The organism is Gallibacter intestinalis, from assembly GCF_014982745.1.
Lineage (GTDB): Bacteria > Bacillota > Clostridia > Peptostreptococcales > Anaerovoracaceae > Gallibacter > Gallibacter intestinalis.
In genome coordinates this window covers 12,140-36,935 of sequence record NZ_JADCKA010000008.1, presented here as the reverse complement: position 1 = coordinate 36,935, position 24,796 = coordinate 12,140, and the positions used below count along the sequence as shown (strand labels likewise).

Sequence of the window (24,796 nt, the reverse complement as noted above, 5' to 3'; positions counted from 1 at the left end):
TCAATCAAATCTACGGCATACGGCGTATTTGGAAAATGCTGTTGTTAAACTGCCCTCCGTTTGAATCGCCATAAGCACTACATCAGGTATGAAACGCCTGTATTTTACCTCAAGCACCGTAAATTCCTCTGCAACACTGACCTTCGGTACAGTTTCACTTAGGAAATCAACTATATGAAGGGAAGTTTTTATATTTCGATCAAGGGTTATTCTTACATCCGCTGCAGGATATCTAAACGCTTCTCTATCATATGTGACGATAGTCTTCGGCTTTAAAAGTCTTCCTTGTAATTTACTATAAAACTCTACTGCCAGTTGACTGTTCTTATCCAACAAAAAACTATATTCACCATTTAAAATTTTTATCACTTCATCCTTTGTAAGATTTAATTGATTTTTACCTGAAAGCCCGTTGTTCTTAAACTTTTTTTCAAGTCTTATGGTTTCAGCTTCGTTGCCATAGTATCTCAAACGAAATTTTTCCCGTTTAAGCTGACCCTCAAGTTTTTCCCTTAAAGCATCATCATAAGGAGTGTCAAAATACAGACTTGTCACCTTGTACGTTCCGTCTGGACCTGCAAATTCATCTCTTTTAAAAAGTTTCCCTAATCTTTGAGAAAGCACCAGATCTTCATGCTTTCCGATCTGGTGCTTTGTTTCGTGCCTCATTTTCGCAAATATATCAGTCATAGTCTGAATTTCCGTCGTCGTAATTAGTGTTGCCGCCGTCATCGTAGTTGGTATTACCATCGTCGTAATTAGAATTACCGCCATCATCATAATTGGTGTTGCCGCCGTAGTTGCTGTAATTAGTATTACTTGATCCGCCACCGCTGCTGCCACCGTAGTTTGTAACACCATCACTATTTGGACCATAGTCGCTGTTACCGTAATCAGTTACACCATCGCTGTAAGGACCGTAGTCGCTGTTACCTCTATATGCATTACTACCGGAACTACTCGAACCGCCAGAATTTCCACTGCTGCCGGATGACTGAGCCGGTTGTTTTGCAGGAGTCTGAGGAATCGCTTCATGCTCAGCTTCTATTACCTTTCCTGATACAGCATGGACATCATAGCTGTATTTAACATTACCAGCAGTAAATTCCAGTTCAAATACAGGTGTTCCGTCATCATGATCGAACTCTTTTTCCACAAATTTTGCATCAGATGCAGATACATGTGCCTGTGCCAATGCTATTTCCTTAGCCTTAGCCAATGTTATGTATTGGGAAGGAGCATTTTCTTTATCATAAGCTTTATCAAAATCGGCATCGCCAACCATAACTACCGATGAAGAAAGCCCCATATCCTTCATTGCAGTTTGAAGTCCAGAATTCACATCATCAAGGAAAGTATCATCAGGAAGTTCAGAACCCGGTTCTAATCTTAAAACTACATTTCTGGCATGACCATCGATATTATTATCAAAATATCCATCATCATCAATTTGCTTTACCAATGTAGCAACAACATCCTCACAAACTTCTCCTTCATGATCTTTAAAAGATTCTACAACTGCCTTACCTTCATCGTTAAGACCAGAAAATGATATAGCTTCACCGTCTTTATTATATTCAATCTGAATTTCAGGATTAACGCTTAAAGTAAGTTTGCCAATACTTTTTTCAGATCCGCAACCTGCAAGGAGCAGCAGGCTTATTACGGCAAATGAAGATACCATAGCTAACGTTTTTATTTTCTTCATCATATCTAACACCTCCGTTCCCTTGTATTAGAAAGATTATACAAAATCGCATTAGCTTTTTCCTTTTATATTAGATAAAATCATTATTAAATTTTTATTAAATTTGCAAGTTTTGTTAAGTTTTCTTTATTTTACGATAGATTGTTACAATTACTCGTAAATGTGCATTCTGTGCGGTTTCTTTTCGTGTCACAGTATTAGAAATCGATTAATTCGTTATTTTCGCTTAACATTTTCTTAACATATATTATAGCAACAGTAATGTGCAAGTTATCCTTTGTCTGGCTATTTAACGAATCTTGCCAATCATCTACACCTATCTCATCCATAACAAGGCATAAAAGCGCTACTGTTTCATATGGCACCCTGTTAGCAAGGGAGCTTTTGTCGATATTTCCTGCCTGATATTGCTGAATGCCAACATAGTTTGCCGTTCCTTCATCAGTTTCAATTTCCAGTTCCTGTTGCACATATTCATTATTTGCCGCCAGCCTTTTGTCAATAATATCAACATAATCACGAGCCGCTTGCTCAAGTGTATTCTTATCCGGGTTTTCTAAATCAACTGCGACTGCATACTGTTAAGAATATGATACTCGTCTTCAAGATTATAACCTTCCCAAATTTCCTTTTCTTCAAGGGAAGCGCATAATGTATTATATTCAGTTAATAATTACTCCTTTTTTTTGTAAGAGATTTATCATGTATGAAAATATTACCGTATATGTATGACTCAAACAATAAATCAGATATGCAAAAGACGCCGTATAAATACGGCGTCCCTAATGTTATTATGAATGGAGCTAATAGAGGGAATCGAAACATATCTGTTGATATAGTTAAGTATATCGTAGTATGTTAAAGTTTCATTTTTCAATTATTTTCAAATTGTGAGAATGTGCTTGTATATTATTGTATGTTCTTTTAAACGAAAATTTCACACCAAATTTCACACCATTTTGTAATTTTACAGTAATACTAAATATAAGCATAAACATACGAAAAGGAAGCCTATACGACTTCCTTTTCTGTTTATCTTGTATAGGAGGATAAAAAATGACCTCTGGATTGCTATGCTTTAACTATTCACTTTACAGGCTCATAGGTTCTATCAAACACATCTGGCTTACAAGGATACTCTTCTCCTCGTACTCCAGTTATAATCCAATCTCCCGGCGATGCTTTTAACGGCCCCTTCATAGTTTGGATTATTTTTTCCTCTTGAGTTTGATAGGCTTCAATAACAATTGGCTTTTTTCTGAATTTCTGCTTTTTCATTTTGTACCCTTACTTCTTTACGATTCTAACCTGTACACACTCAATAGCATATCCATCCCAACCAGCATAGCCGTTTGAGTTTGAGTTGTTGAATCCTCTAACCCATGGAAGCCAGCCATGTTTGGAATCGTATGCACGATATTCAGCCGTATATCCAGACAAGCCCTCAAGGCTAACCTGCAAGCGGTCAAATTTGCTGACTTTATCGCCTGCGAAATTCTCGCCGTTTTTATCTTTCTCCCTGTCGGTCTGCCAGTTGTACCAGCCGCCGCCAAGTTTGCGGAGCCTATATTTAAGTTTACCCGCTACAGAAGCATCGCCGACCGTATTCAGCTGTAACGCTCGGAGCGGCTGACCTTTGACACCTATGTAGGACTCCGTTCCTGATGTGGTCTTGGACGACACCTCGCCCCACCATTTTCCGGCAGCATAACCTCTGCCTTTTACTTCTGGAGCAGATGTCGGCTTTTTCGCCGGTGTTGATGGCGTAGAAGTTCCCATATAAGACTGCACCATATCAAGGAACCTCTGCCAACCGTTAGCCATAGTCCTGTGAGGGCAGTTCTTGCCACTCCAATCATAATGACGTTTAACTCTGTCAATACTCCAGCCTCTGCGTTTGAGTTCTGCTGCTATCCACTGTGCAGCGTTCTTTTCTGCTGCATCGAACTTTGCACCACCGCTCTTGCTGTAGCATATCTCAACACCTATGCTTTTGCGATTACCGTTGCCATTCCCGTCGCCAGCATGCCATGCATTACGATTAAACGGTATGCCCTGTACTCCTTCCTTATCGTCAAATGCGATATGGAATGACACTTCGTTACCGTTCGATATCATGTATTTAATCTCGTTTTCTGCCGATGCGTCGTTCGCCGTATTGTGAACCGTTATGTAAGACGGTGTCATAGAATAAGGGCATTTAATGCCGTATTTGTTCGCAGGTACAAGGTTCTGCCTTACTGTTACTGCCATTACTCATTCACCTCACTATCATCCGATTTACCCTCAATTAGTCTTGTAAACATCTGATGCAGTCCTGTTGATGCTAGACCGGATACGGCCCCAGCCACTCCTGCTTCAACTGTCAATCCATTCATAAACAGACCTAGGACTATACCGAGAACAAATACGATAGTCGGTATGTACTTGTTATCAACATCCTTAATCCATTTCTTTGATATGTAACCTACTACAAGGCAAGCTACTACTATAATAGGTACATACATATTTGTGATAAATTCCATTAAATCCATTGCTATACTTCTCCTTCCATTTTTGCTAAGTAATACGGATTCCATTTTGTCCTTCTCTCGACAACTGGAATCTCTTTGCATTTTTCAAACAACTCCGTACCGGTTCCGTTACCGCCAAGCAGGTGATAACCCTTATAGATGTGCTCAAGGTTTTTCATCTCATCAACGGTTATCTGATTAGTCAGTATATAGAACTCTGCATACCGGTACAGTTTGTCATGGGAGACTGCCAGTGACGATACAACAAGACCTCTCAAGACCTTGAAAGCGTATCCCACGAAAGCCAATATTGCTCCACCGGCTATGCTCCATATGATTTCAAAAATATGCTCTTGTATCGCCACGTCTTTTCTCCTTTCCCGATATTTTAAGGATAAAAAAATAAGGGCGATTTCTCGCCCCTATGATTTACCAGAACATTGTCGGGTCTACATATTCACCGCCGACCTTCATCTCAAGGTGCAGATGCGGTCCAGTACTATCTCCTGTACTTCCTACATGACCTATTATCTGTCCCGGCTTAACTACATCTCCCTTAAGAACCGTATAGTCATTAAGGTGCTGATATAGTGTAGTCCTGTTATTTCCGTGGCTAACTCTGATATAGTAGCCTCTTGCATTGTTCCATCCTGCGTATGTTACTTTACCGCCGTCCATGGATTTAACATCTGTTCCGGCAGCAGCCGCTATATCTACACCTGCATGAAACTCATCACCTCTACCGATATTTCTCCATCCGAAGCTACTTGACACTGTGCCACCTTCAAGCGGTGCAGAGTAATCTCCTGTTGCATAGTCCGTAGCCTTGATAGACTTGCTTCGAGTTACATACAGTTCATATAGATCCTCTTTAGTTGCTCCCGACATAATCAGCATTGCCATATCCACAACTCCGGCATCATCATTGCCTGTAGCAAAGTTCTGTTGCATGGACTTAGCTGTATCTGTTTTACATACAACCTCACTGATTTTATTCTCATCATATCCGAGGTTCTGTATCATGTAGTCTCTCCATACGGTATCATCTTTTGCCGTACCAACAGTCTTTTTGAAATTGGATAGAGTATAGCTTTCTACCTTTTCATCGAACTTCTCTACCGTCTCTGCACTGCCAAGTCTTTCTAAGATACTTCTCATGTTCTTGATGGTTGCATAGTCGCCTTCTTCAATAACCTTAGTGTAGTTCTTGGTAGTAACGCTCCATAACTTATCTTCTTTTTCTTCTCCAGAAAGTCCTTCGATTTCATTTTGAACTTCCTCAGCTCTGTCATTGAAAGCCTTTTCCTGTTTCTCTACTTCTGACTTTCCACCGCCAAAGAAACTTGCTATCTTATCAAACATAGAATCGCTATATTCATACTCTGCAGCAGCCTTTTCTGCGTTTGTCTGTTCTTTACCCGGTTCTGCTGCAAGCACCTTATCTCCCAAGATAGTTTCAAGTTCTCTCATCATATTCTTTCCTGGGATACCGAATATCATTCCGGCCGATTCAAAACTTCCTCTTGTAAGTTCCAGAGCGGATTTATCACTCTCACCGGCAGCATATTTCTGCCAACCGTTGATGTTCTTCCAAAGAGCTTCAAATCCTTCAAGAGCCATATTAGAAGTTCCCCATCCATCTCTCAACTGCCATATGTCTTTAGCAAGGACTATATTATTTAATGGACTTGCATTATCTGAAAAGTTGTTCTCAAAGTTAGCAAGCCAGAGCTCAAAACCTTTCTTATCTTTATCTTCATCGTCCGGTTCCTTACCTCTCATAGCATCTACTACCGCTGCCATTGCAGATACAAACGCTGCATTGACAAGGTATACGCTTAATGCCCTATTAGCCTTTGCTGTAGCGGCTTTCTTGTCTCCATTGACCCACATTCTCCTTGCGTTAACAAGTTCAGTTCTTACCATGTTAAAGGTTCTTGTAGGTTCTGCCATGAATGAAGTCATGGTCTTTACCATAGTTTCCTTATTTCTCATTACCTGCGACCTATGGAATGGAGAATCTACTACCTGAGTCTTATCGTATATCTCGCTTGCTCTATCAGAACACAGTTTCCAAAATTCTTCTGAACCTTCTTTAACATCCGGGTGTGTAGCTTTAACTTCTCTCTTTACTGCAGTCCATATAATGCCCCATGTAACATCATCTGCATAACCGTATGGTCTCATTGATACAAGGTCAAATGTGGACCACTCTCTGTTCATCATGATATCGTCAATATCTCTTGCTACATCGGTCTGAGAATGTCCAAGACGTTTCCAAAACGCTATCGGACAATACTTCTGCATTTCCTTCATAGCTTTTCTTGGAGACTTAATACCTACGAAATACTTAGGACTGATATAAGTAAAAGCTCTCACAACGGCTGTAGGCTGCTGAACTAATACTCTAAGGTTCATTCCTATAGCAGCCTTCTTATAGTTCGCCAGCAGCTTAGTTACGGCTCTTGTCATACCTTCTTCACGCAGAGTTGTGTTGTTGTTTATATCTGCCATGAAGTTCTTTATATATGTTATAGGTTTCTCACCAAATGCTTCTCTGATGCGTGCCTTCACAGAGTCTGCCATAGTACCATCTTCATTTCTTGGCTTGTAGTTATACACTCTCTGGAAGTCTGCAATAGGTACTGCCAATGAACCGTATAATGACATCTTATTGATGTGATCTGAGACAACTTCAAATATATCGGCAATCATTATAGGATTATTAGCATTCACAACAGTACCTTTAGTGAAGCCGAAGTTTTTAATTCTTTCGTTAACTTCTCTACGGTCAAAGTTACTGTCAAGATATGCGTCTGCACTCTGGATTGGAAAGTAGTTTCTTTCGGTAAACTTCTTATATCCGTACAGCTTCATTGATGCTTCATTACCCCATTCAGCACATGTAGTGTTAAGGAATCGCATCATCTTATCTGCCATATCACGCTGTTCTTCTGTAAGCGTAGAAGTTATCTTGGCAACATCTGTAGGAGTTACCTGTACTGCAGAACTTTGTATAACCTTTTCTTCCCTAAAGTATTTTTTTAGTCTCTTTCCAGTCTCAATTTCGCTTGCCACAATACCGGAACCGTATATGTGACCTTGTGCCTGTTCTCTCTTATTGAGACAATACAGAGACATTATCTGAGCAGGATTAAGTGAAATCTGACCGCCGCCTTCAAGCTCAAAGGTTTGCATCTGAGAAGTATCTCTCAATTTTTCCAACTCAGAACCCGGCTTAATTCTGCCACGGAAATTCTTATTTTCATTTCCTTCTGTGAGTTTATAGAAAAATTCACGGATAGTTCTCATATGTTCTATGTGCGTGTCAAAGCCTTTACGCATTGGCATATACACACTATTCATACCACTTCCAAGCAGTTCAAAGAAGTCTCCCGGAGTCACCATGGACTCATTTAATAACCTATCAATACCCTTAAGAACCGCAGGCATATTCTTTCTGTGATGCTGCGACATTTCGTTGATAATCTCATCACCCTTTTCGCTCACAGTCTGTTTAATGTTTTCATTGAACATCTTATTGATATGAGAAATGTTATGTCTAATCGCTTTAAGGATTGTATCAATATCTCTCATATCCGCTGTAGTCGCTTCATCAAGGCTCTTGCCATCCAGTTTAGCTTCTGCAGCCTTCATAAGGTCCATGATATAGCCGTCATATTCAAATTCGCCTGTACCATCTTCTTTAGCAACAGACTCATATGCTCTCCTAAGTGCAGCAAGTTTCAATGTTTTCTGTGCTATATGACCTGTCTTTTCTTGTCTCTGTTTGGAACGGTTAGTCTGCAGGTCAAACGCTTTTAAGAACTCTGCCATAGGCTGTCTAAAGCCTTCCGGAAGGTGCTTATCATCAGTAGGTTTTAAAACTCTATCTGACAGCCAAGAAAGATTTTTCTCAATGCTTGCACGGCTTTCTTTTCTTTGTGCAGTTTCCTTTCTTGTTGCATCTTTCTGTTTCTGCTTTTCCTTGTATTTTTCAAGTTTCTTTTCAGCCTTTTCTCTTTCCTTCTTTACGGCTTCTGCTCTCTTTTCTCTGTACCATGTTCTTTCTTCGTTGCGGATTTCTTTTTTCTGCTGTCTGAATTTTGCATTGGCATCCGCAAGAGCCTTCTGCATATCAGATTTCAGCTTATCGTATTTCTGCTGCCATCTATCTGCACGAGTAACTCTTGTCTTTGCTCCGAAAGTAATATCGAGGAGATCGCCTGCAAGGTCTTTGACAACCTGTTCAAATTCTTCATCCGTAATTACATCATCAAGGTTATTAAAGTTTTCTCTTACCTCAATAATCTCATTGAGCATGTCGTCGGTAACTTCTGCTTCACCGGATATGAGTTCCGGGAACAGTTCGTGCATTTCCATGTACACATTTTCAATATTACCGTCTGTGTAATGGTCCGCATTTACCAACTTAACCTTGCCAAACATTCTTCTACGCAGATAGTTATAATCTGTGATATTTGCCTTATCTCTTTCGGTGAGTCTGATTGGAGTCTGTCTCAGATACTCATTTAGTCCCATATAATAATCAAACAGCACATGGTTAGGTGTGAAGTCTATCTCATATGCAAGTTCTCTTGCTGCTTCCATGCAGATGTCTCCGATAGATTCATACTGTCCACTCTTCGCATCTTTTGCTGCTTCGTATATTTGGTCTGTGATTACTTCTGTAAGTGCAAGGTTAGTTTTCTTACCCTTCTTCAAGTTCTGTCCAAGAGTTTCAGATACAAGCATTCTTACCTTTCGTCTTATATCTTCCTTGTCCGGCATCTTACCATCGGTAACTTTAAATTCTTCTCTGAGACGCTGTATTTCATTTTGCAGTTCTTCGTAAGATTTCTGACGAACGGCTTTTGCTCTTAATGCTTTCTTGCCGTATGAAGGCATGTTGTGGAACTGTGTAGTATCGTCTGAATTGTAGATATCCTCAATATTGTTTTCCACTTCTTCTGCAAGGTGATTTTTCTCTACAAGCATATCAATAGCACGGTTTCTTTCTTCCGTCACTCTTCTAAGCTTTTCAAATACTATCATATCTCTTGCAGTCATTTCAGCATTTATAGGATGTCCGCTTTCTTCTGCGATATTTGAATTATAGAAGAATCCATGCTGTATAGCGTCTCCATCAGTAAAATTGAAATTTAAGCGGTCATTATATGTGTCGTGAATATCCATGAGAACACCACTTAAATCCTCAATATAGTTTTCAAGCTCACTTGTACTCATAGAATCTATATCTCTTTCAATGATTTCTTCGCTATCTAAGATATCATTTGCAGCACTAAACAGTTTAGCCCTTACAGTTTCAAGTTCTTCGTCAGTATCATATTCACCAGCTCTCAACTTTCTATGGAACTCTTTGATATCTGTAGTTAGTTTATCTTCTGCTTCTTCTGTCTCTTTGAGGGAGAACTTTGGAGAATAATCCCTGTAATTAAACCTCTTAGAAAGTGGAATAACATTTCCATCTTCATCATAGGTTACTGGGTCAAGTAGTTTCCTATTGTTCTTGGTATTCCTGTAAGCATAATTTCTACCATCATCAAAGCCCCATTCTCTAATATCATTACCGTCCCACCATAGTTCTGTTACCGGTACAGACTCTCTAACAATATTATAATTTCCTGCTCCGAACTGGCTTTTTCCATGCTCAACAGCATATGCTCTGGAAGGTGTTACCCACTGTCCACCGCTTCTCAATCGTTCATCACGAATATCTTTAGGAACAGCACGATATACAGATATTTTTGGTATCGAATTATTACCTGCTTCTCTTCTTTTCTGCACACTGTTTATGGCTCTCATAATCACATTAAGAGAAGAACTTCCTGTTTCATCATTATTACCATAAAGCCTTGCACCTTCATAAGTGAAGAAGTCTTCAGGAACAATAGATATTCCATTAGCAATAGCATAAAGGCTCAAGTCATCGCCATCATCTGCAAGTTTCTGTAGTTCTTCGAGATTCTGGAAGTTTTCACGAGCAATAGGAGCTCTTGGAGCTTCATGCCAACCTCTATAATCTTCTTCTGCTTCATATCCTCTTTCTCTTGCGTAAGCGTTTACCATAGCCTGTGCAGTCTTCATATCACCGTTTTCTACTGCTGCCATGTATCGTTCATCGAGTTCACGCATAGAGAACTTAGTAGAAATTCTCTCTTTGCTATTCAATGTTCTTCGTTCAGTAGATGTTCTTGCTTCCACTTCTCCATCCGAATCCCAATAAACATCAAATGTTTCTCCATCAGACATTTGCTTGCCTGTTGAAAATCCTTCAACTACTTGTATTGCATGTTGAATTTCATGTAGCAATGTATCCGCATTGATAGGCTTCGATATATTCCTGTTGAGCCTTATTTCATTTCTGCTTGGTGAATATGCTCCATTTACATTCTTCTCCATATCATCAAGTCGAATATGAATATTTCTTAATTGCGGATAATTTTCAAACAAAACATCATGTTTTATTATATTTTCTAAAGTAGCATTGCTATTCTCTACTCTATCACGCAGTCTTTTCTTTTCAGAGGACCATACGCTATCGAGAGTCTGCAATTCATCAAACTCTTCCTGTGTTATCTTGCCGTAAAGCATTTTCGTAAATAGGTCGTTCCATCTTTTATAATCTACATGATCTGAAGAGAATAAAGCGTCTCCATCTGGGAAGATTTCCATTTGACTATCATCAATCTCAAATCTCCACTTTCCATCTTTTCCTATATGCCATCCAGTTTCTCTTCTAACAACTTCTGCATCAACTCCATCTGATATCATACCCTTAGCTTTCTCCAACATTTTATTATCAGAGTTAAGAGCGCTCTCGCCAGCAAATGAAAATTTAAGTGAAAATTTTCCTTCATCGGTATCTATAATTTTATATAATTTTTCCCTGCTTAGGTCTCCATTCTTGACATCTATAATATTTTGCAGTAAACTATTTACAGTAGCAAATTGGCTCGGAGAGGTCTTGCTTGCAAGTCCGCCGAGTTGAACCTTTTTGCTACTATTTTTTTGCAACAAAACTTCATGAACATACAACCCTTGGTTCTTGCTTTTTACATCTCTTTTTATAACTACTCCTTCCAGATATTCACTACCATTTATTTCTACCGGTGCAGCAATAACAACGGAATCATATTTCCTTCCTTTCCAATTTCTTTTTGCCTGAATAATTTTACCTTTTTCTATTACATCAGGCACAGTCTTGAAAGCATCTGCCTTTGTTTTTCCGATGCCATGCCCAACATCGTCTGTAACGCTTCTTTTTCTTAACGAAACATCTCCAATATCCTGACTATGTGCATAACCTCCGATTTCTTCATAATACGCACTAACTCTCTTTTTCAGTTCTTTTATTCCCTTGTTTTCAAAAATAGTAGAAAATTCGGTGTCATTAAGTACTGATACTGGTTTCATATCAATAACAGTGTTAATGTTCTTTTCTATATCTGATTTAGTTATTTCAAATGATTTTATGTTTCTATTTTCCGAAGCGGTCTTTATACCGTTCTCCCACATAGCGATAGTATCTTCAAGCACTCCCAAATTATTCAGAAGGTCTTTATTATATTTTGGTGAGAAGTCAGTTCTCATACCTCTGAACATATCTAATATCTTTTTCAGGGCATCTAAAATCTTCTGTGCAAGAGTTCTATTCTCCTGACAGATTGCTCTCAAGATATCTTCGTTCTGTATCATCTCATATGTGGAATCAGCAAGGATTTCATCGAGTGCTTCTTCCTCAGTAAGTCTTACTCCCTGCTTCTCATAATCCTGTATCTTTCTTGCGATTGACGCATTATAACCGTCAATATCAGCTTCCTTCCAAGCCTTACGCAGAAATTCTTTTAAAGCCTTATACTCTTCCGGTGCGTTGTCCTGCATGTAATGAGTCAGCTCATGGGATACGATATAATCTATCGCTCTATCACCTTCATAGTTAACAATAATTCTATTATTGGCTACATCGTAAAATCCGTTAGGTGTGCCGTTATCATCAAGTGACATCTGGCCGAGTCTTTCTCTCATTCCTTCATTGTCGGTAACTTCTATGTCAATTCCTGTAGCCTGTGCTACTCTCTGATAAAATTTATAATCACTTGCCTTTACCTTTCGTCCTGTAGATATCACACGACCGCCTGAGCCCTTGCCAGACGAGTTTTCAGCAGTTCTATTAGTAAGATATCCACCATCAAATTGTCCTGCATTGAAAGCGTCTCTTTTTAGGCTTTCCGGAAAACTGTTATTGTATGCTGGATTCATGTTTGCCACTGTTTCAAAAGTCAGACCGCCTGCTCTGCCGCCTTTGTAGTAATGGTTAAACAGTGAAGCATATTCTGCATCGTGGCCGTCTACAACGCTCTCAAGGCCTCTTACAAATATATCCTGTCCTGCGGCATCAAGATTCTGCATTTCATTCTGCAAGATTTCGCCTTTTACCATATCGTTACGGTATTCTGTTTCAGCCTGTGCGGACTGAATAAAATTCTGACCCATCTTCTCTATGAGATACTGCCTTGTAGCCACATTGCCGGAAGGAAGTTTCTCACCTGTAACCTCTTCGTATACCTTCCTATTCTCTGTATTTTGTGGCATGAAAAAATCTGTATCTTTAACTGTGCCTGTACCGGTTCTGATACTTGCTACAGCATTCGACACATCTTCTATATCAAGGTCATTATCAAAAGTCTTTCCTGCAGCTTCTGAGGCTGCCATAAAGGTATCGTTATAGGTTCTTTCTGTATTGTCAGCAAGACCAACGATATAGCCGTTATCTTCTACTACCGGAGAAGTAAAAGAGTTCATACGCACAACTTCATTTGCAGCATTGATTACATTGTCGTACTCTTTTTCCTGTGCTTCCATATCACGGGCAAGTTCCTGTTTTGTAATCTCTATCTGCATATTAGATACATCTTCTCCGGCTTCTCTTACCTTTCTCATTGCTTCTGCATTTTTATATGCAAGAGAGTTTTCGTCTGTATCTTTTGCGAATTTTATAATATCGTCAAGGTTGTCCTGATTGGATTCTCTATTCTGATTAAATGAATAGTTTTCTGATATAACATTACCTGTTCCAAGAAGTCCGCCCATTGTACCACCGATAAGACCGGAATACAGTACATCTCTTGGATTTAATGTTTTATGCTGTCCTATTGCATCAGCATATATAGCATTAGCAACAGAAGGGTCAAGACCTTCTGATACCATTTCTTCAAGACCTTCACCAAAGGCAGCAGCAAGCATACGACCACCGTGATACACGGCTTTCTGACTACCTTCTTTAGTCATCTTAGAAGCCAGTCTATTTACAGCCTTCTGTGCGAGTTCATCGGTAAAACCTTTACCAAACACTTTATTTAAAGGCTTCACGGCAACAAACATCTTCTCTGTGAGTGCTTCAATTCCACCGCTTGCTATACCATACTTCCAAGCACTTAATCTATCAGCACCTTCATCTTCTGCAGAAGCTGCACTCTGACCTGCTGCTCTTGAGAACATAGGAAGCATACCGGTCCTTGTGAACTTACCGGCTGCCAGATCTAAACCTAATTCAGTTCCGGCAACTGCTACATCAGTAAGGAATTTACCAACTGTAGACTGACCTTCTTTAAACTCCTCTATCTCCTCTGTTGTTTTCTTTATTCTTTCATCAGCCTTCTTTATGCGTTCCTCGTTTTCTTCCATCTGTTCTTCTCTATCCTTATCATAGATAGAAAGTCCAAGAGTCTGAGACTTCGCACTGATTGGACCTTTATCCCATCTATCAAGAAGGACATTGCCTGTTCTGTTCAGATTAGAAGATTGTGCATTTGCCCACCTAACAACAGCGTTAACAACTGGATGAGTCTCATGATTTTTAACCGCTTCCCTTTCACCATTTGTCATAAAGGTGTATTTTGCCAACTCATCAGCTTTTTTGTTTTCCTCTATCTGTTTTCCTTGATTCTTTTTCCACTCATCAGACTGATAGAGTTTTCTTCTTTCCTCGGCTTGTTTCTCTTTTTTCGCCTGAGTTTCTTTCAGTTTTTTCTGATTTTCAGTTACATTCTTTTTTTCTTGTGCTGTGGCAAAGGTGTATTTAATAATATCCTCAGCCTTTTTATTATCCTGAGCTTTATTAGCGTACTTATTCTGATACTTATTTTCTTCACGCTTTAAATTAGAGGACTTTTTCTTTTCCTCTCTTTCTTCGTACTTTTTCTTCTGATTGTTATAAAACTCCTGATACTTATTCTGATTGTTGTTATTATTGCCATTAAGGCGGCTTCTTGTAGCCGCCTGTTCTCCTGCTCTCTTGGCAGCATTAGCCACACTTGAGATACTGTTATATGTTCTTGTCTGAAAGTTTCTTGTTATCTCTCTTTGATTAGATGACTGCTTCTTTTTCTTCTCATCATCGTCACCACCAAAAAGATTTTTTATCCCTTTAACTATGCTGCTGAAAAGTCCCATAAGCTCCTCCTATTTTTTCTTTTTATTAAAAGCATTCGCTGTTCCCTGCAATGCCTTTTTAGTTGCTTCCAGTGCTTCTGCAGCTGCTGCTGCGGCACTGTAATCTCTCTCAAAATTATTGCTGGTATATCCGTTATTACCTCTCGAACTACCGCTATATCCGCTATAGCTGCTGCGGCTGCTTCCGCCACCACTAGAAGCCACGCTCTTTTTTTTTAAATTAAATTCCTGCTGCCACTGTTTATCAGTTACCTTGTCACGGTTCACCTGATAGTTGTAGTTTCTATCGGATTCGTACTTGTCACGGTCAAAGCTCTGCTGCCATTGTGAGTCAGATACACCGGCTCTGTAGTCGTCCCACGCTGCACCGTACTGCCACTGTTTGTCTGCTACAGTATCTCTGTATCTTCCGTATGCAGCATCCTCAGCATCTCTCAATGCTCCTAATGCAGACACATTCATGTTGTAGTCATTCATATATCTGTTATAAGCCGCCTCCTGCAGTGCAGGTATCTGTGCTGCCAGCTGCTGGTTATAGTCGCTCTGAGCCTGTGCAGCCGCCGATGTAGCATATGATGAAGCAATACCACCTGTAAGTGCTGCAGCATCTCCCAATGTGTTCTGTCTTGCCTGCTCACCACGCTTTGTATATATTTTTGCAAGTGCCTGATAGCTTGCATCCTTCAAAGGGTCATATGTAAAATCTTGTCTATTTGTGACTTTGTCTAAAGCATCAGCAAGCTGTGACTCATACTTGCTGGTATATGTATTATTGGTATAATCTTTGAGATTAGGTTTAGTTGCCATATCCTGCTCCTTTCATTTTTCTTAAGCATATAAAAATAGGGGCTTAATCTCGCCCCTATGCTTTCTTTTTAAGCTCTGCTATTTCAGTTTCTAACTTTAAAATTCTCTCCTCATATTCGTAAGCCATTTTCTGTACATTTTCCATAAGTAACCGCACCTGTTCCGGTAAAGGCTTGTTTTTGTCATAGTCAATGATATACATTAGTTTGCTCCTTCCCTATAGTCACGGACGAAAGACTCAACCTTACATCTTCCCTTACCCTGCAGTTTCACTGCAAATTTAAAACATCTGCGAGGTACTATTGGAATGGTAATAGTTTCGTCTTGCTCTGCGTAGTAATGGTGCAGTCTTTCCCAGTCTCCGTCATCAACTTTTATAAGAATTTCCAGTTCAGAATCCTGTTCAAGTTTTATTCTGAGTTTCATCTTGGAATATATCTTATGTTCTTCGATATACTCAGTATATGGCCCAAGTTCAGCATACCATGATATATCGCCTTCGTCCTTTTGAGGATTGTCGCTGTTAATCTCAAAGATTTTGCCATTACTGATATAAAGCAATTTACCGTTAAGAAATGCAAAACCGTCTGCTTTAAGGTTATCTTCCTTATGCCACAATGCTTTTTCGACATCGAACACTAACAGCTCATATACTCCGTCCTTTTCCATCGACACATAATACTTAATGCCATCGGTGCCTGCCACTGCATTAAGATATCTTTCGACACCAAAGCAAGCAGACACAAGTTCCGGATTACCGCCGCCATAAGCCATAATGCCAAGCCTTGACTTGTAGAACACAATCTCATTTATTACTGCAATGCTCTTGCTTGAGCCTTTCTCAAGAGCATAACACTCTGCGGTAGCAAGCTGATATGTAGCAGGTGTATTACCGTATAATTTATGGATACAGTCCTCTTTAAAAAAGAGTAAATGCGAACTATAAGGAATACATCCAGTCCACTCTCCATCAGTACCAACTGCAACAGCGTATGAGTCAAGTGAGGTTGCCTGATAATAGAACCAGTTTGTCGGATCGCCTAGCTTGCATCCGTAAATCGTATTATCTGCATTGCACACACCCCACAAGCGGTTGTTGCTCTCCATTACATAATCTAGGTCAGGACAGTTTCTATCTGCTTTAACCGTCGCCTCAAATGTTATAGACTCTGGAATTTCTCCGTCCTTTTCATCGAAGATAAAAGTATCTCCGGGAAATTCTATGCTGTTTACTGTTGTGGAAACTATGACTGTGGATACATCATACTTAGTGCCATATGTACTACCTTCAAATCTTAGGTCTATAACATCACCATCATTAAACACATCCATGCCAGTACCACCAGATACCGTTACCGTGTTGTTAGTGAGTGTTACGCTGACTTTTGAAGAGGAAGTATAGTGAGCTTCCAGTTTTCCTATTTCTCTTGCCACCACATCGAAAAACATTTTCTCTGGAAAGAAGCATATCTTATTATTGATTGCCACCATTTCTGTTGAATCTGACAAAGCAAGAGTTGGGAATAATTCTCCATCGTAGTAAAACTTATTCTCAGAGATAACAGCTAACTTCTTATTCTTAACTATCATCTTTTGAGGATTTACATACGATTCACTATATATTCCTCTCGGTTTCCTTTGCGTTAAGCAAGGATAGTCATCAGAGCAAAGGTTATACATATCCCTCATTTCTCCGTCGTCTATCACTGCTTTTTTATTTATTCCTTTAAATTCTATTATGCGTTTCCTCGTTGGATTAACGCTGTATTGTAATTGTGCTAGTTTCATTGTTCTCCTAATATATAGGCCTTAAGCCTATTTCCATTTGCCTTTAATATTTAAATTAACCTGTCCGCTTCCTATATTGGAGTTACCAAACCTAGTCACCACCATATTTAGAACACTACCTTCTACTTCTCCGACAGTCAATGTGCCTGCAGAACCTTTAAGGGATGTATCGATATTATCGATTGATGTTAATGCTATCGGAATGAGTACCGATAACGATTTGTAATAAACGGTATTATTTGTTCCCGCCAATACGGTTCCTGTTCCGGCATTGTAGTCAACTGTTCCGTAGATTTTTGCCGTCCCATCTGCATATTTAATCCAATGCAGGTCATTAGATGAACCGCTGTCTGATATTACCACCGATTTCTGTCCGAGGAATTTAAGCATAGAATCGATAAAGTTCATATCCTCACCACCTTTCTAAGATGGGAGAATATGCGTTTTATTCTATTGCCCCCCCCCGACACGGACGGCTCTGAATCTGACTCTCTCTGCCGTTACTGAACCGCTTCCGCCGCTCCATGATATTTGGAGCGTTACGGTATCGCCTTTCTTTGCGTCTATAACCGTAGTAACATTTGTTCCGCTTGCAGACTGCATAGTTCCCTGCGCTGTCGCTTGAGGATTTCCGCCATTGTGGAATAGCGATAAAAATGTACTCAAATTAGTATTTGTTAGATGCCAGCCACAGGATGCACTAACGACATAAGTCCCGTCTTCCGGTATCGTCATTTCAATACTTGACGGATCACTTGCCGACACATGTAACTCGCCAACGTCCCGATTTACATATGTCCCGACATTGGCAAGCGTGCCGTCTATGTCGCCGATTTTTCCGGCCGTAAAGCCTAACATGCTATCAATTGTATTTTCATCCATGTATTTCTCCCTTCCGCCCGCCCTTATGCGAGCTATTAAGCCGTTCGTTTCCAGCAGTAGGCTACTTCATAAGGCGGCATATTGTTATGCGGCTCGTTGTTGCCTCTACTTACACCAACCGGGTACATTTCACCGCCACCGTCATTGTTCCATCCTCTACCGGATATATAGTTATTAAGTGATGTTGTCGGTAGATACATGTTTGTATTGCCTCCACTCATACTTCCGCTATTTTTTTGCAAATGTCCGTCATGACGGGGCATTTCATCGGCTGTTAATACATGTGTAGCCTCTCCGCCGGTTGTTCCAGCTTTGTAGGTATCTCCGGCGGCTAATATGAATTTATCAGTCACCTGTTCCCATGTTCCACCGAATAACTTGGATGGATTTGTGGAATCAGATGACCAATAGTAACTTCCGACCGGATGCGCCCGGTCAAATATCAAATTAAGCAGCGATTCAATCACTGCCCCCCCACTAGGAGGAGTCCAGCCAAGGGCTTTGAAGGCTGTGATGGTTTCTTCAGAGATGGTTATCTCTTCTTCTACATTCGCCGTTCTCGTAAACAATCTTTTTGTTTTCCCGAACAGTACAGGTAGTGTTTCTCCGGAGTTTATAGAGTCATCGGTTCCTGCTTCCGTAAAAGTAACCGTAGATGTGTTAGGGTCAAAGTCCTTTCCCGGCGTTCCTGGTTCTCCTTGTGCTCCATCTGCGCCCGGCGTTCCTTTCAGGGTAAACAGTGCTGTCTTATTTTCCGTAGTAATTGCATAGTCGGTACTATCACCTTTATCTGTCCCGGTATCTGAACTGATTATTGTGTACACATTTCCTGTTCCGCTATCTACGATTTTGTCTCCAACAATCGGCCTCATGGACTGTCCGTTCGTTTTTTTGACAGACACCGTTCCTGCAAACTGAGTACCTGCATCTGTAAGTGGAGCCGCTGAGGTCCATATTGAACTTCCCTGCACTCTTCCTAAATTTCGTTCAGCCATTTACTCCTCCTACTCAAATGTAGCTATAAGCTCTCCATTAGCGTTAATTGACATTGTAGGTGTCTTACCATCGGCACCTGGCGGGCCCTGAGTTCCAGGTGTCCCAGGTTCTCCTTGAGGGCCCTGTTCTCCTTGAGGGCCCTGTTTCCCCGGCTCTCCCTGTTCTCCCGGATCACCTTTAGGTCCCTGTATTCTACCTACATTATTCCAATCACTTAAAGCATCCGACCATACATAAAGGTCTCCTGCTACCATGTAGGCATCTCCAGGACTTCCTGTTGGATGTTCTTGCTTCAACTCCTCTTCCGACTCATATGAATCAATTATGGTCACTCCTGTACCATCTTTACCATCTTCTCCTTTTGGTCCTGGGTCTCCCTTTTCTCCTGGGTCTCCTTTCTCTCCCGTTGCACCTTTCTCTCCCTGCAATTTAAGAGTGGATTTTACCCAGCTGCCGTCTGTGAGCTCCCACAGATATGTATCTGTTAAAGAAATATATTTGTCACCGTCCAGAGCTGTTATGTTTTTGCCCTGTAGTTCAGCTTTGATGGTCCCGTCACTAGTCCCTGTGCCTTGGTAAATCATCGAGCCTTTGACTCGTCCCAAGTTTATAGTCTGTGCCATTCACATTTCTCCTTTCTATTCTATAACTATGATAATCTCGCCCTTCTCGTTCATCTTATATCCCGGAACTGTTTCAGATGAAGTGTACAACATCAGATTTCCGCTTGATGCGTCAAATGCGTAGGTGTCTGTAGTGATGCCCGGTTCTCCCTGTATTCCTTGCGGTCCTCTTATATTTGCCGTAGGAGGATTAGGCATTTCTCTGTCGTTTGTCCAGCTGATATTTCCTTCTTCATCAACCTCTGGAACAAATGTAGCACCGTTAAAGTCACCATTTTCTGCCGCCTCCGATAATGTATCCATTGCAGCATTAGCATTTGCCGCTGCTTCATTTGCGTTACCCGCTGCAGCCACTGCCGCCTGTGTTGCTTCGATGATATCTTTGTTGTCGAACATCAAATGTGGCGGTCTGCATCCAGGTGCTGGTGGAATGTCTATTTCACACTCCTCCGGTGGTCTCGGTGGATGTGGTGGTTTTGGCGGACAAGGTCGTCCTCCAAAATAAAACTTCTTTGGTGGTTTTGGTGTTGCCGCTCCGCTCCGCACTACCCACTTTTCAAACTCTTCATAATCAAGATTGAACTGTGCCTGATTATTTGCATACGAGGCATGTTCTTCGTTGTTGTAGTCAATTTGAGCCTTGAGCCACGATATATATGCGTTATCGTAAGGTGGCGGAATGACGAGCGTTACATCTGCATCCTCACTCCATTTGTACTTCTTGCGCTGCCACGGAGGAGTACGCAAGGTCTCGAAAGCATTTTGTTCCAGTTTGTTCACGAATAGAGTTAACGTATCATCGTCAAAACCATTAGGTTTAACTTTTTTCACTTCTTCTAAAGCCTCTGCAAGTTTCAATTACTCACCTCCTCGCTTTTTATTTAATGGTATAAAAACAGGGACGATTTCTCGCCCCTATGCTGTATTGATAGCTATTCTTAGTTTGTCAAAATCCTCTATGTCAATCGCTTCATATTTCATTTTGCTTTCTACTCCTGTAGGTGTAAGGCTTTCGATTGCATCTCGAGTTTGATTAAATATCTCTGCAGTCAACATCTCACCCTGCTTTACAGGAGATATATTGATACTTATTCCTGCCTGTCTGCATTTTGACATTACATAATCACTAAGACGATTCCATTCTGCTGTAGTCACCTTAATAGGCTGCCCCACTTCTTTAGGCACATCCCATACAAAATCATCTCTGACATATATGCTGTACTCTGCAGAATACCTTGTAGTCTCGGCCACCAATGGATTAGTGCTTTTAATCCTCAGAAGTACTTCAGAATTACCATAAGGTGAAGTTACTTCTATCGGCGAAGATATGTTGTTAAGCGACAGAAGTTCTGTCCAGTCGCTTGAAGCATTCTTGCATTCTATAGCATACGTAGTACCTGCTACCTGTTTGTCTACATTCCAGCTTACTGTCAGTTTCCTTGTACCAAGTCTTTGCGTAGCATTGGTGATAAAACCTAAAGGTATCAACGACTCATCTTTAATCGTCCTCTTTGCACCTGTAAAACTACGATATACCGTTGCTCCATTGCATATTTCTGCTTTAATTTCGTATTCCTTATTTGAGATAAGACCATCTACAGTAAGTTCATATGTTGACTTCTGAAATGTCGCAGAACTATACAAGCTATAATTATCAGCTCCTTTTTCTTTGCAATATATTTTGATGGTCCTTGTATAGTTTGGGTTTGCAAACATTTCATCAATCGTTACACGAATATACGTTGTCCCCTCCTCAAGGGTCATTTTGCCAGTTTCCTGCGGTGTAGTCTGAGTTGTGGTCTTAGTCGCAATCGTCGTGCTTCCTGCTTCTATTACCGCCTTAAACACATATGTTGTATTAGGCAACAACCCAGTAAATGTCTTGCCGTAAGATGTTGTAGAACTTGTTCCTGGTATAGAGGTGTCGCCATACGAACCGCTGTCCCTATACCATGTTATTACACGAGTGTAACCAGTCTTTGATGGAATATCAGAAAGCTCTACGGTGGCAGATGCCTGTGTTATTCCAGTACACTCAAGTGTTCCTGCATTGCTGAACTTTGCCGGAAGAAGCACGCTTCCAGAGTAACTAAGCCGTCCTGGTCCATATCCGCCAGATGTTATGCTTCCGCTTGAAGATGCACTGATGTTTACTTTTCTCTGGCTTGTGGAGTATGAATAATATGCAGTTGCAGTCCCCAGATTGTATGTAACATTAGATCTGTTATTGCCATAAGTAACACCACCTTGTACCTTACCAGTTCCAGTGCCACCATTACTTACTGTTATTGTGTAACTTGGGCCTGAACGGAAGGCCCACACTTTTACAGTTAGCTTCGCAGTACTCTCTACTATCCATCTGAGGTTCTTGTCATCGGCTGTGACGCTCGTCTCAACTGTAAATGTGAAGTATTTGCTGTTTTGTGATACTGCCATGACATCACCGCCTTACGAGAATGCCAGGATTGAAGCCGGAACCCATTCGCTGCCATTGTGGTATTTGAGCTGACCGCCTGCGTTGGTGTCTATCCACAGCAATGTATCATACTGAGGTTCTGTAGGTCCTACAACATACACACCACTCAAAAGAATATTACCGTTAGAACCACCCGCAAAGATATTGTTTCCTCCATCTATTCCAAACTCCCCTTTATCAAGAGCAGGAATCGTGCTCGCTGTACCCATCGTAAACTTCTTTCTATTTGCGTTAATCTCTCCGACGATGAAGTCCTTTGTATTTTCTGTGATTTCATCATCGACGTACTTTTTGGTCGCCAAGTTCATCTGGGTTATGAGCTCATTTATAATCTTCTGTGAAGGATTCTGTGCGAGTTCAGCGTACCTTTTTGCTTCCTCCATATACTCCTGTGTCAACTGAACATATTTTTCTGCATTCTTAATATATTCAGTTATGGAGTCATACATTTCTTTGAACTCACGATTTCTTTCCTCCTCATTAAGTTCTCTCTGACACTCTGCATCTGCTCTTTCCTGCTCTGCAGTCGCAATATCCGAGTTTCTGTTGATAAGGTTTAACAGAAACTGATAATCGTCTGTGCTCTCAATCTCAGAGTCCATATCATTCAGCAGAGACTCTCCCACATAATAGTTGATTCTCGCAGATGTAAGGACCTTGCCCGATGAAAATAGAGACAGCGTGCAGAAGTATGTTCCAGTAATCACTGTTGCCTGTCCGGACAACACAAATCTTATAAGGCCCTGCGCAGGATCCAGTACCTGTATCCTATAAGGATTATTTGTATTCTCACCGTCCGATGTGATGCCTGCCACTATCCTATGACCGTCCGGCTTTAAAATGTCTAATAGAATATCAGTATACCCTGTGAAATCAAAAGGCTCTGAACCGTCTATAAGACGCACATTTACGATATTGGCAGTATCGAACTGCACAAGGCCGTCCTGTATTTTAACATTGTTATCCTTAATCGGTAGTCCGATGTTAAATGCCTTATAATTCATCTAAACTCCTTTCTATCTAAAAAGAGGGAGCACCACCGCACTCCCTCCGTCTTTTAGATTGCTATTTTGTTTCAAACACACTTGGGTCAAAAGCATTTGCATCTTCAAAGTCCATTGCAGCAGCCTGCTGAGCCATTGACCTGTCGATGATGTTCTTAACCTTTCTTGGAATCATTACCTTTACACCTCTTTTAATCTGGTAGGATGTTCCGTTGTGTGTAACTGTATATGTAGCAGGGTCTGTAGGTCCTCTTGGAATAAGAACCTCAACCTTTTCATTGAGATACTCCAATTCTTCTTTGGATTCTCCCATCTGTACTTTTGATGTCGCAGGTTCTGATACTTCTCCTTTATAGCTTTCCATCTCAGCCGCAATTTCAGCCTTGAGTTCAGCTTTCAGTTCCGCTCTCAGTTTTGCGAAATCAACCTTTTCTTCTTCGTTCAGAGTTTTTTCAACTTCTGTCTCTACAGCATTTTTCGCTACTTCATTTTTAGCTGCCATATAAACTCCTTTCTTAGTTAGCTGCACTTGAGTGTGTGCATGTATGTTCGATTCTTACCATAAACTCCTGTGTAAGGATTTCAGCAGTCTTAATAGCCTTCCATCCGGCAGTAGCTCTCTGGTTGAGTGGGTCAGCAGTTCCGCCAGAGCCAAGCTGCTTGATGATAGTTGTAAGTCCGCCGCCTGTAACTTCTGTTACACCGTATGCGTTCGCACCCATTACAAGTGTTCCGTAACATAAAGGTGTAGTTGGGCTGCTACCCGCAGCAAAGATTTTAGCTTCTGTGGATTCTACGAATCTAACACCGTACATTCTGCCGATTTCACCCTTAAAGATTCTCTCGGAGCCTGCGTATTTTGCCGCATCAATCCACTCATCGTCATTCATGATGTCAAGAGTAGTATCTGGATGGATTATCGCAACGAAGTCTCCGTTAATCTTAGAAGTGTTTTTGTCCTTCAAGATTCTTACAGCGTTCTTTATATCCTGCATTGTGAGGGTATCAGTGCTTGTAAGAGACTGTCTGTCAGATTTACCGCCGGCATACAGTACATTAGTTCCTGCTGCAAGTACTTCTCTTGTGATAGTGTCAAGAGTTCTTCCTGCCTGTGATCCAAGCAGTGTAGTTGCTTCAACAAGGTTGTTGTCGATAGCAGTCAGCAGCAGAACATCAGACAGTGTGGTGTAATCGCCGTACTGCTTAACTGTAGCTGTTACAGAAGTTGCAGTAAGTTTTCTTCCGTCCGGAGTCACACCTTCTGTCAGTGGTGTAAGAGCCTTTGGGAATGGGTCATACTTTCTGAACTCAATGGTCTTACCGCCGTTTTTTGGTATTGGTCTCTTCTGTCCGAACTGGTCGTGTACAAGTTCCGGTTCTGCGTTCTTGATGAGGTTCTTATCGTAGTAAGTCTTCATCTCAACGGTCATACCGGAGTCTACAGTAGTATTGGTATTAAGATTTCCGTCAAACATATGCAGATGCAGTTTATTCATTTCTTTTGTAAGCATTTCTCTTCCTTT

General features: G+C 40.8%; 20 protein-coding genes. All 20 read right to left on the bottom strand.

The window, feature by feature from the left end; all coding sequences use genetic code 11:
* Entirely contained in the window at nucleotides 1–690 is a 690-nt protein-coding gene (locus tag INF20_RS05450) for a polyphosphate polymerase domain-containing protein (protein ID WP_226385368.1), read from the bottom strand.
* Entirely contained in the window at nucleotides 683–1,711 is a 1,029-nt protein-coding gene (locus tag INF20_RS05445; protein ID WP_226385367.1) for a PepSY domain-containing protein, read from the bottom strand. Before INF20_RS05445 ends, INF20_RS05450 begins: the two co-directional genes overlap by 8 nt.
* A gap of 194 nt (nucleotides 1,712–1,905) precedes the next feature.
* Nucleotides 1,906–2,178, bottom strand: coding sequence for a hypothetical protein (locus INF20_RS05440; protein WP_226385366.1), 273 nt, complete (start codon nucleotides 2,176–2,178; stop codon nucleotides 1,906–1,908).
* Nucleotides 2,179–2,794: 616 nt separating this feature from the next.
* The gene (locus tag INF20_RS05435) at nucleotides 2,795–2,986 is read right to left on the bottom strand and encodes a PGDYG domain-containing protein (protein WP_226385365.1); all 192 of its coding nucleotides are present in this window, start codon (nucleotides 2,984–2,986) and stop codon (nucleotides 2,795–2,797) included.
* A 9-nt stretch (nucleotides 2,987–2,995) separates the two neighbouring features.
* Nucleotides 2,996–3,961: a peptidoglycan recognition protein family protein gene (locus tag INF20_RS08000; RefSeq protein ID WP_318959507.1), complete on the bottom strand. Its 966-nt coding sequence runs from the start codon at nucleotides 3,959–3,961 to the stop codon at nucleotides 2,996–2,998.
* The gene (locus INF20_RS05425; RefSeq protein ID WP_226385364.1) at nucleotides 3,961–4,242 is read right to left on the bottom strand and encodes a phage holin family protein; all 282 of its coding nucleotides are present in this window, start codon (nucleotides 4,240–4,242) and stop codon (nucleotides 3,961–3,963) included. The genes INF20_RS08000 and INF20_RS05425 overlap by 1 nt, the downstream gene beginning before the upstream one ends.
* A 2-nt stretch (nucleotides 4,243–4,244) precedes the next feature.
* A complete protein-coding gene (locus INF20_RS05420) occupies nucleotides 4,245–4,586 on the bottom strand; it encodes a hypothetical protein (protein ID WP_226385363.1) in 342 nt (113 codons plus the stop codon).
* 64 nt (nucleotides 4,587–4,650) lie between these two features.
* Nucleotides 4,651–14,697, bottom strand: a complete 10,047-nt coding sequence (locus INF20_RS05415; RefSeq protein ID WP_226385362.1) for a peptidoglycan DD-metalloendopeptidase family protein — start codon at nucleotides 14,695–14,697, stop codon at nucleotides 4,651–4,653.
* Between the two features lie 9 nt (nucleotides 14,698–14,706).
* Complete coding sequence (locus INF20_RS05410) at nucleotides 14,707–15,504, bottom strand: hypothetical protein (RefSeq protein ID WP_226385361.1); 798 nt, start codon at nucleotides 15,502–15,504, stop codon at nucleotides 14,707–14,709.
* Nucleotides 15,505–15,559: 55 nt separating this feature from the next.
* Entirely contained in the window at nucleotides 15,560–15,706 is a 147-nt protein-coding gene (locus INF20_RS05405; RefSeq protein WP_226385360.1) for a hypothetical protein, read from the bottom strand.
* Nucleotides 15,706–17,292, bottom strand: coding sequence for a hypothetical protein (locus tag INF20_RS05400; RefSeq protein WP_226385359.1), 1,587 nt, complete (start codon nucleotides 17,290–17,292; stop codon nucleotides 15,706–15,708). Before INF20_RS05400 ends, INF20_RS05405 begins: the two co-directional genes overlap by 1 nt.
* A 27-nt stretch (nucleotides 17,293–17,319) precedes the next feature.
* Entirely contained in the window at nucleotides 17,320–17,700 is a 381-nt protein-coding gene (locus tag INF20_RS05395) for a hypothetical protein (protein WP_226385358.1), read from the bottom strand.
* A 42-nt stretch (nucleotides 17,701–17,742) separates the two neighbouring features.
* Entirely contained in the window at nucleotides 17,743–18,174 is a 432-nt protein-coding gene (locus tag INF20_RS05390) for a carbohydrate-binding protein (protein ID WP_226385357.1), read from the bottom strand.
* Nucleotides 18,175–18,209: 35 nt separating this feature from the next.
* Entirely contained in the window at nucleotides 18,210–19,169 is a 960-nt protein-coding gene (locus INF20_RS05385; protein WP_226385356.1) for a phage baseplate protein, read from the bottom strand.
* 9 nt (nucleotides 19,170–19,178) lie between these two features.
* Nucleotides 19,179–19,793 carry a collagen-like protein gene (locus INF20_RS05380; RefSeq protein ID WP_226385355.1) on the bottom strand — a complete coding sequence of 205 codons (615 nt, stop codon included), beginning with the start codon at nucleotides 19,791–19,793 and terminating at the stop codon, nucleotides 19,179–19,181.
* A 15-nt stretch (nucleotides 19,794–19,808) separates the two neighbouring features.
* Entirely contained in the window at nucleotides 19,809–20,651 is an 843-nt protein-coding gene (locus tag INF20_RS05375) for a hypothetical protein (protein WP_226385354.1), read from the bottom strand.
* A 57-nt stretch (nucleotides 20,652–20,708) separates the two neighbouring features.
* The gene (locus INF20_RS05370) at nucleotides 20,709–22,229 is read right to left on the bottom strand and encodes a hypothetical protein (protein ID WP_226385353.1); all 1,521 of its coding nucleotides are present in this window, start codon (nucleotides 22,227–22,229) and stop codon (nucleotides 20,709–20,711) included.
* Nucleotides 22,230–22,241: 12 nt separating this feature from the next.
* A complete protein-coding gene (locus tag INF20_RS05365; protein WP_226385352.1) occupies nucleotides 22,242–23,273 on the bottom strand; it encodes a BppU family phage baseplate upper protein in 1,032 nt (343 codons plus the stop codon).
* A 61-nt stretch (nucleotides 23,274–23,334) separates the two neighbouring features.
* On the bottom strand, nucleotides 23,335–23,775 hold the full coding sequence (locus tag INF20_RS05360) for a hypothetical protein (RefSeq protein WP_226385351.1): 441 nt from the start codon (nucleotides 23,773–23,775) through the stop codon (nucleotides 23,335–23,337).
* A 13-nt stretch (nucleotides 23,776–23,788) separates the two neighbouring features.
* Nucleotides 23,789–24,784, bottom strand: coding sequence for a N4-gp56 family major capsid protein (locus INF20_RS05355; RefSeq protein WP_226385350.1), 996 nt, complete (start codon nucleotides 24,782–24,784; stop codon nucleotides 23,789–23,791).
* Nucleotides 24,785–24,796 lie beyond the last annotated feature (12 nt).

Coding starts and splice junctions, on each gene's coding strand:
- INF20_RS05450 (WP_226385368.1), bottom strand. CDS start 690: ATGACTGATATATTTGCGAAAATGAGGCACGAAACAAAGCACCAGATC.
- INF20_RS05445 (WP_226385367.1), bottom strand. CDS start 1,711: ATGATGAAGAAAATAAAAACGTTAGCTATGGTATCTTCATTTGCCGTA.
- INF20_RS05435 (WP_226385365.1), bottom strand. CDS start 2,986: ATGAAAAAGCAGAAATTCAGAAAAAAGCCAATTGTTATTGAAGCCTAT.
- INF20_RS08000 (WP_318959507.1), bottom strand. CDS start 3,961: ATGGCAGTAACAGTAAGGCAGAACCTTGTACCTGCGAACAAATACGGC.
- INF20_RS05425 (WP_226385364.1), bottom strand. CDS start 4,242: ATGGATTTAATGGAATTTATCACAAATATGTATGTACCTATTATAGTA.
- INF20_RS05415 (WP_226385362.1), bottom strand. CDS start 14,697: ATGGGACTTTTCAGCAGCATAGTTAAAGGGATAAAAAATCTTTTTGGT.
- INF20_RS05410 (WP_226385361.1), bottom strand. CDS start 15,504: ATGGCAACTAAACCTAATCTCAAAGATTATACCAATAATACATATACC.
- INF20_RS05405 (WP_226385360.1), bottom strand. CDS start 15,706: ATGTATATCATTGACTATGACAAAAACAAGCCTTTACCGGAACAGGTG.
- INF20_RS05400 (WP_226385359.1), bottom strand. CDS start 17,292: ATGAAACTAGCACAATTACAATACAGCGTTAATCCAACGAGGAAACGC.
- INF20_RS05395 (WP_226385358.1), bottom strand. CDS start 17,700: ATGAACTTTATCGATTCTATGCTTAAATTCCTCGGACAGAAATCGGTG.
- INF20_RS05390 (WP_226385357.1), bottom strand. CDS start 18,174: ATGGATGAAAATACAATTGATAGCATGTTAGGCTTTACGGCCGGAAAA.
- INF20_RS05385 (WP_226385356.1), bottom strand. CDS start 19,169: ATGGCTGAACGAAATTTAGGAAGAGTGCAGGGAAGTTCAATATGGACC.
- INF20_RS05380 (WP_226385355.1), bottom strand. CDS start 19,793: ATGGCACAGACTATAAACTTGGGACGAGTCAAAGGCTCGATGATTTAC.
- INF20_RS05370 (WP_226385353.1), bottom strand. CDS start 22,229: ATGGCAGTATCACAAAACAGCAAATACTTCACATTTACAGTTGAGACG.
- INF20_RS05365 (WP_226385352.1), bottom strand. CDS start 23,273: ATGAATTATAAGGCATTTAACATCGGACTACCGATTAAGGATAACAAT.
- INF20_RS05360 (WP_226385351.1), bottom strand. CDS start 23,775: ATGGCAGCTAAAAATGAAGTAGCGAAAAATGCTGTAGAGACAGAAGTT.
- INF20_RS05355 (WP_226385350.1), bottom strand. CDS start 24,784: ATGCTTACAAAAGAAATGAATAAACTGCATCTGCATATGTTTGACGGA.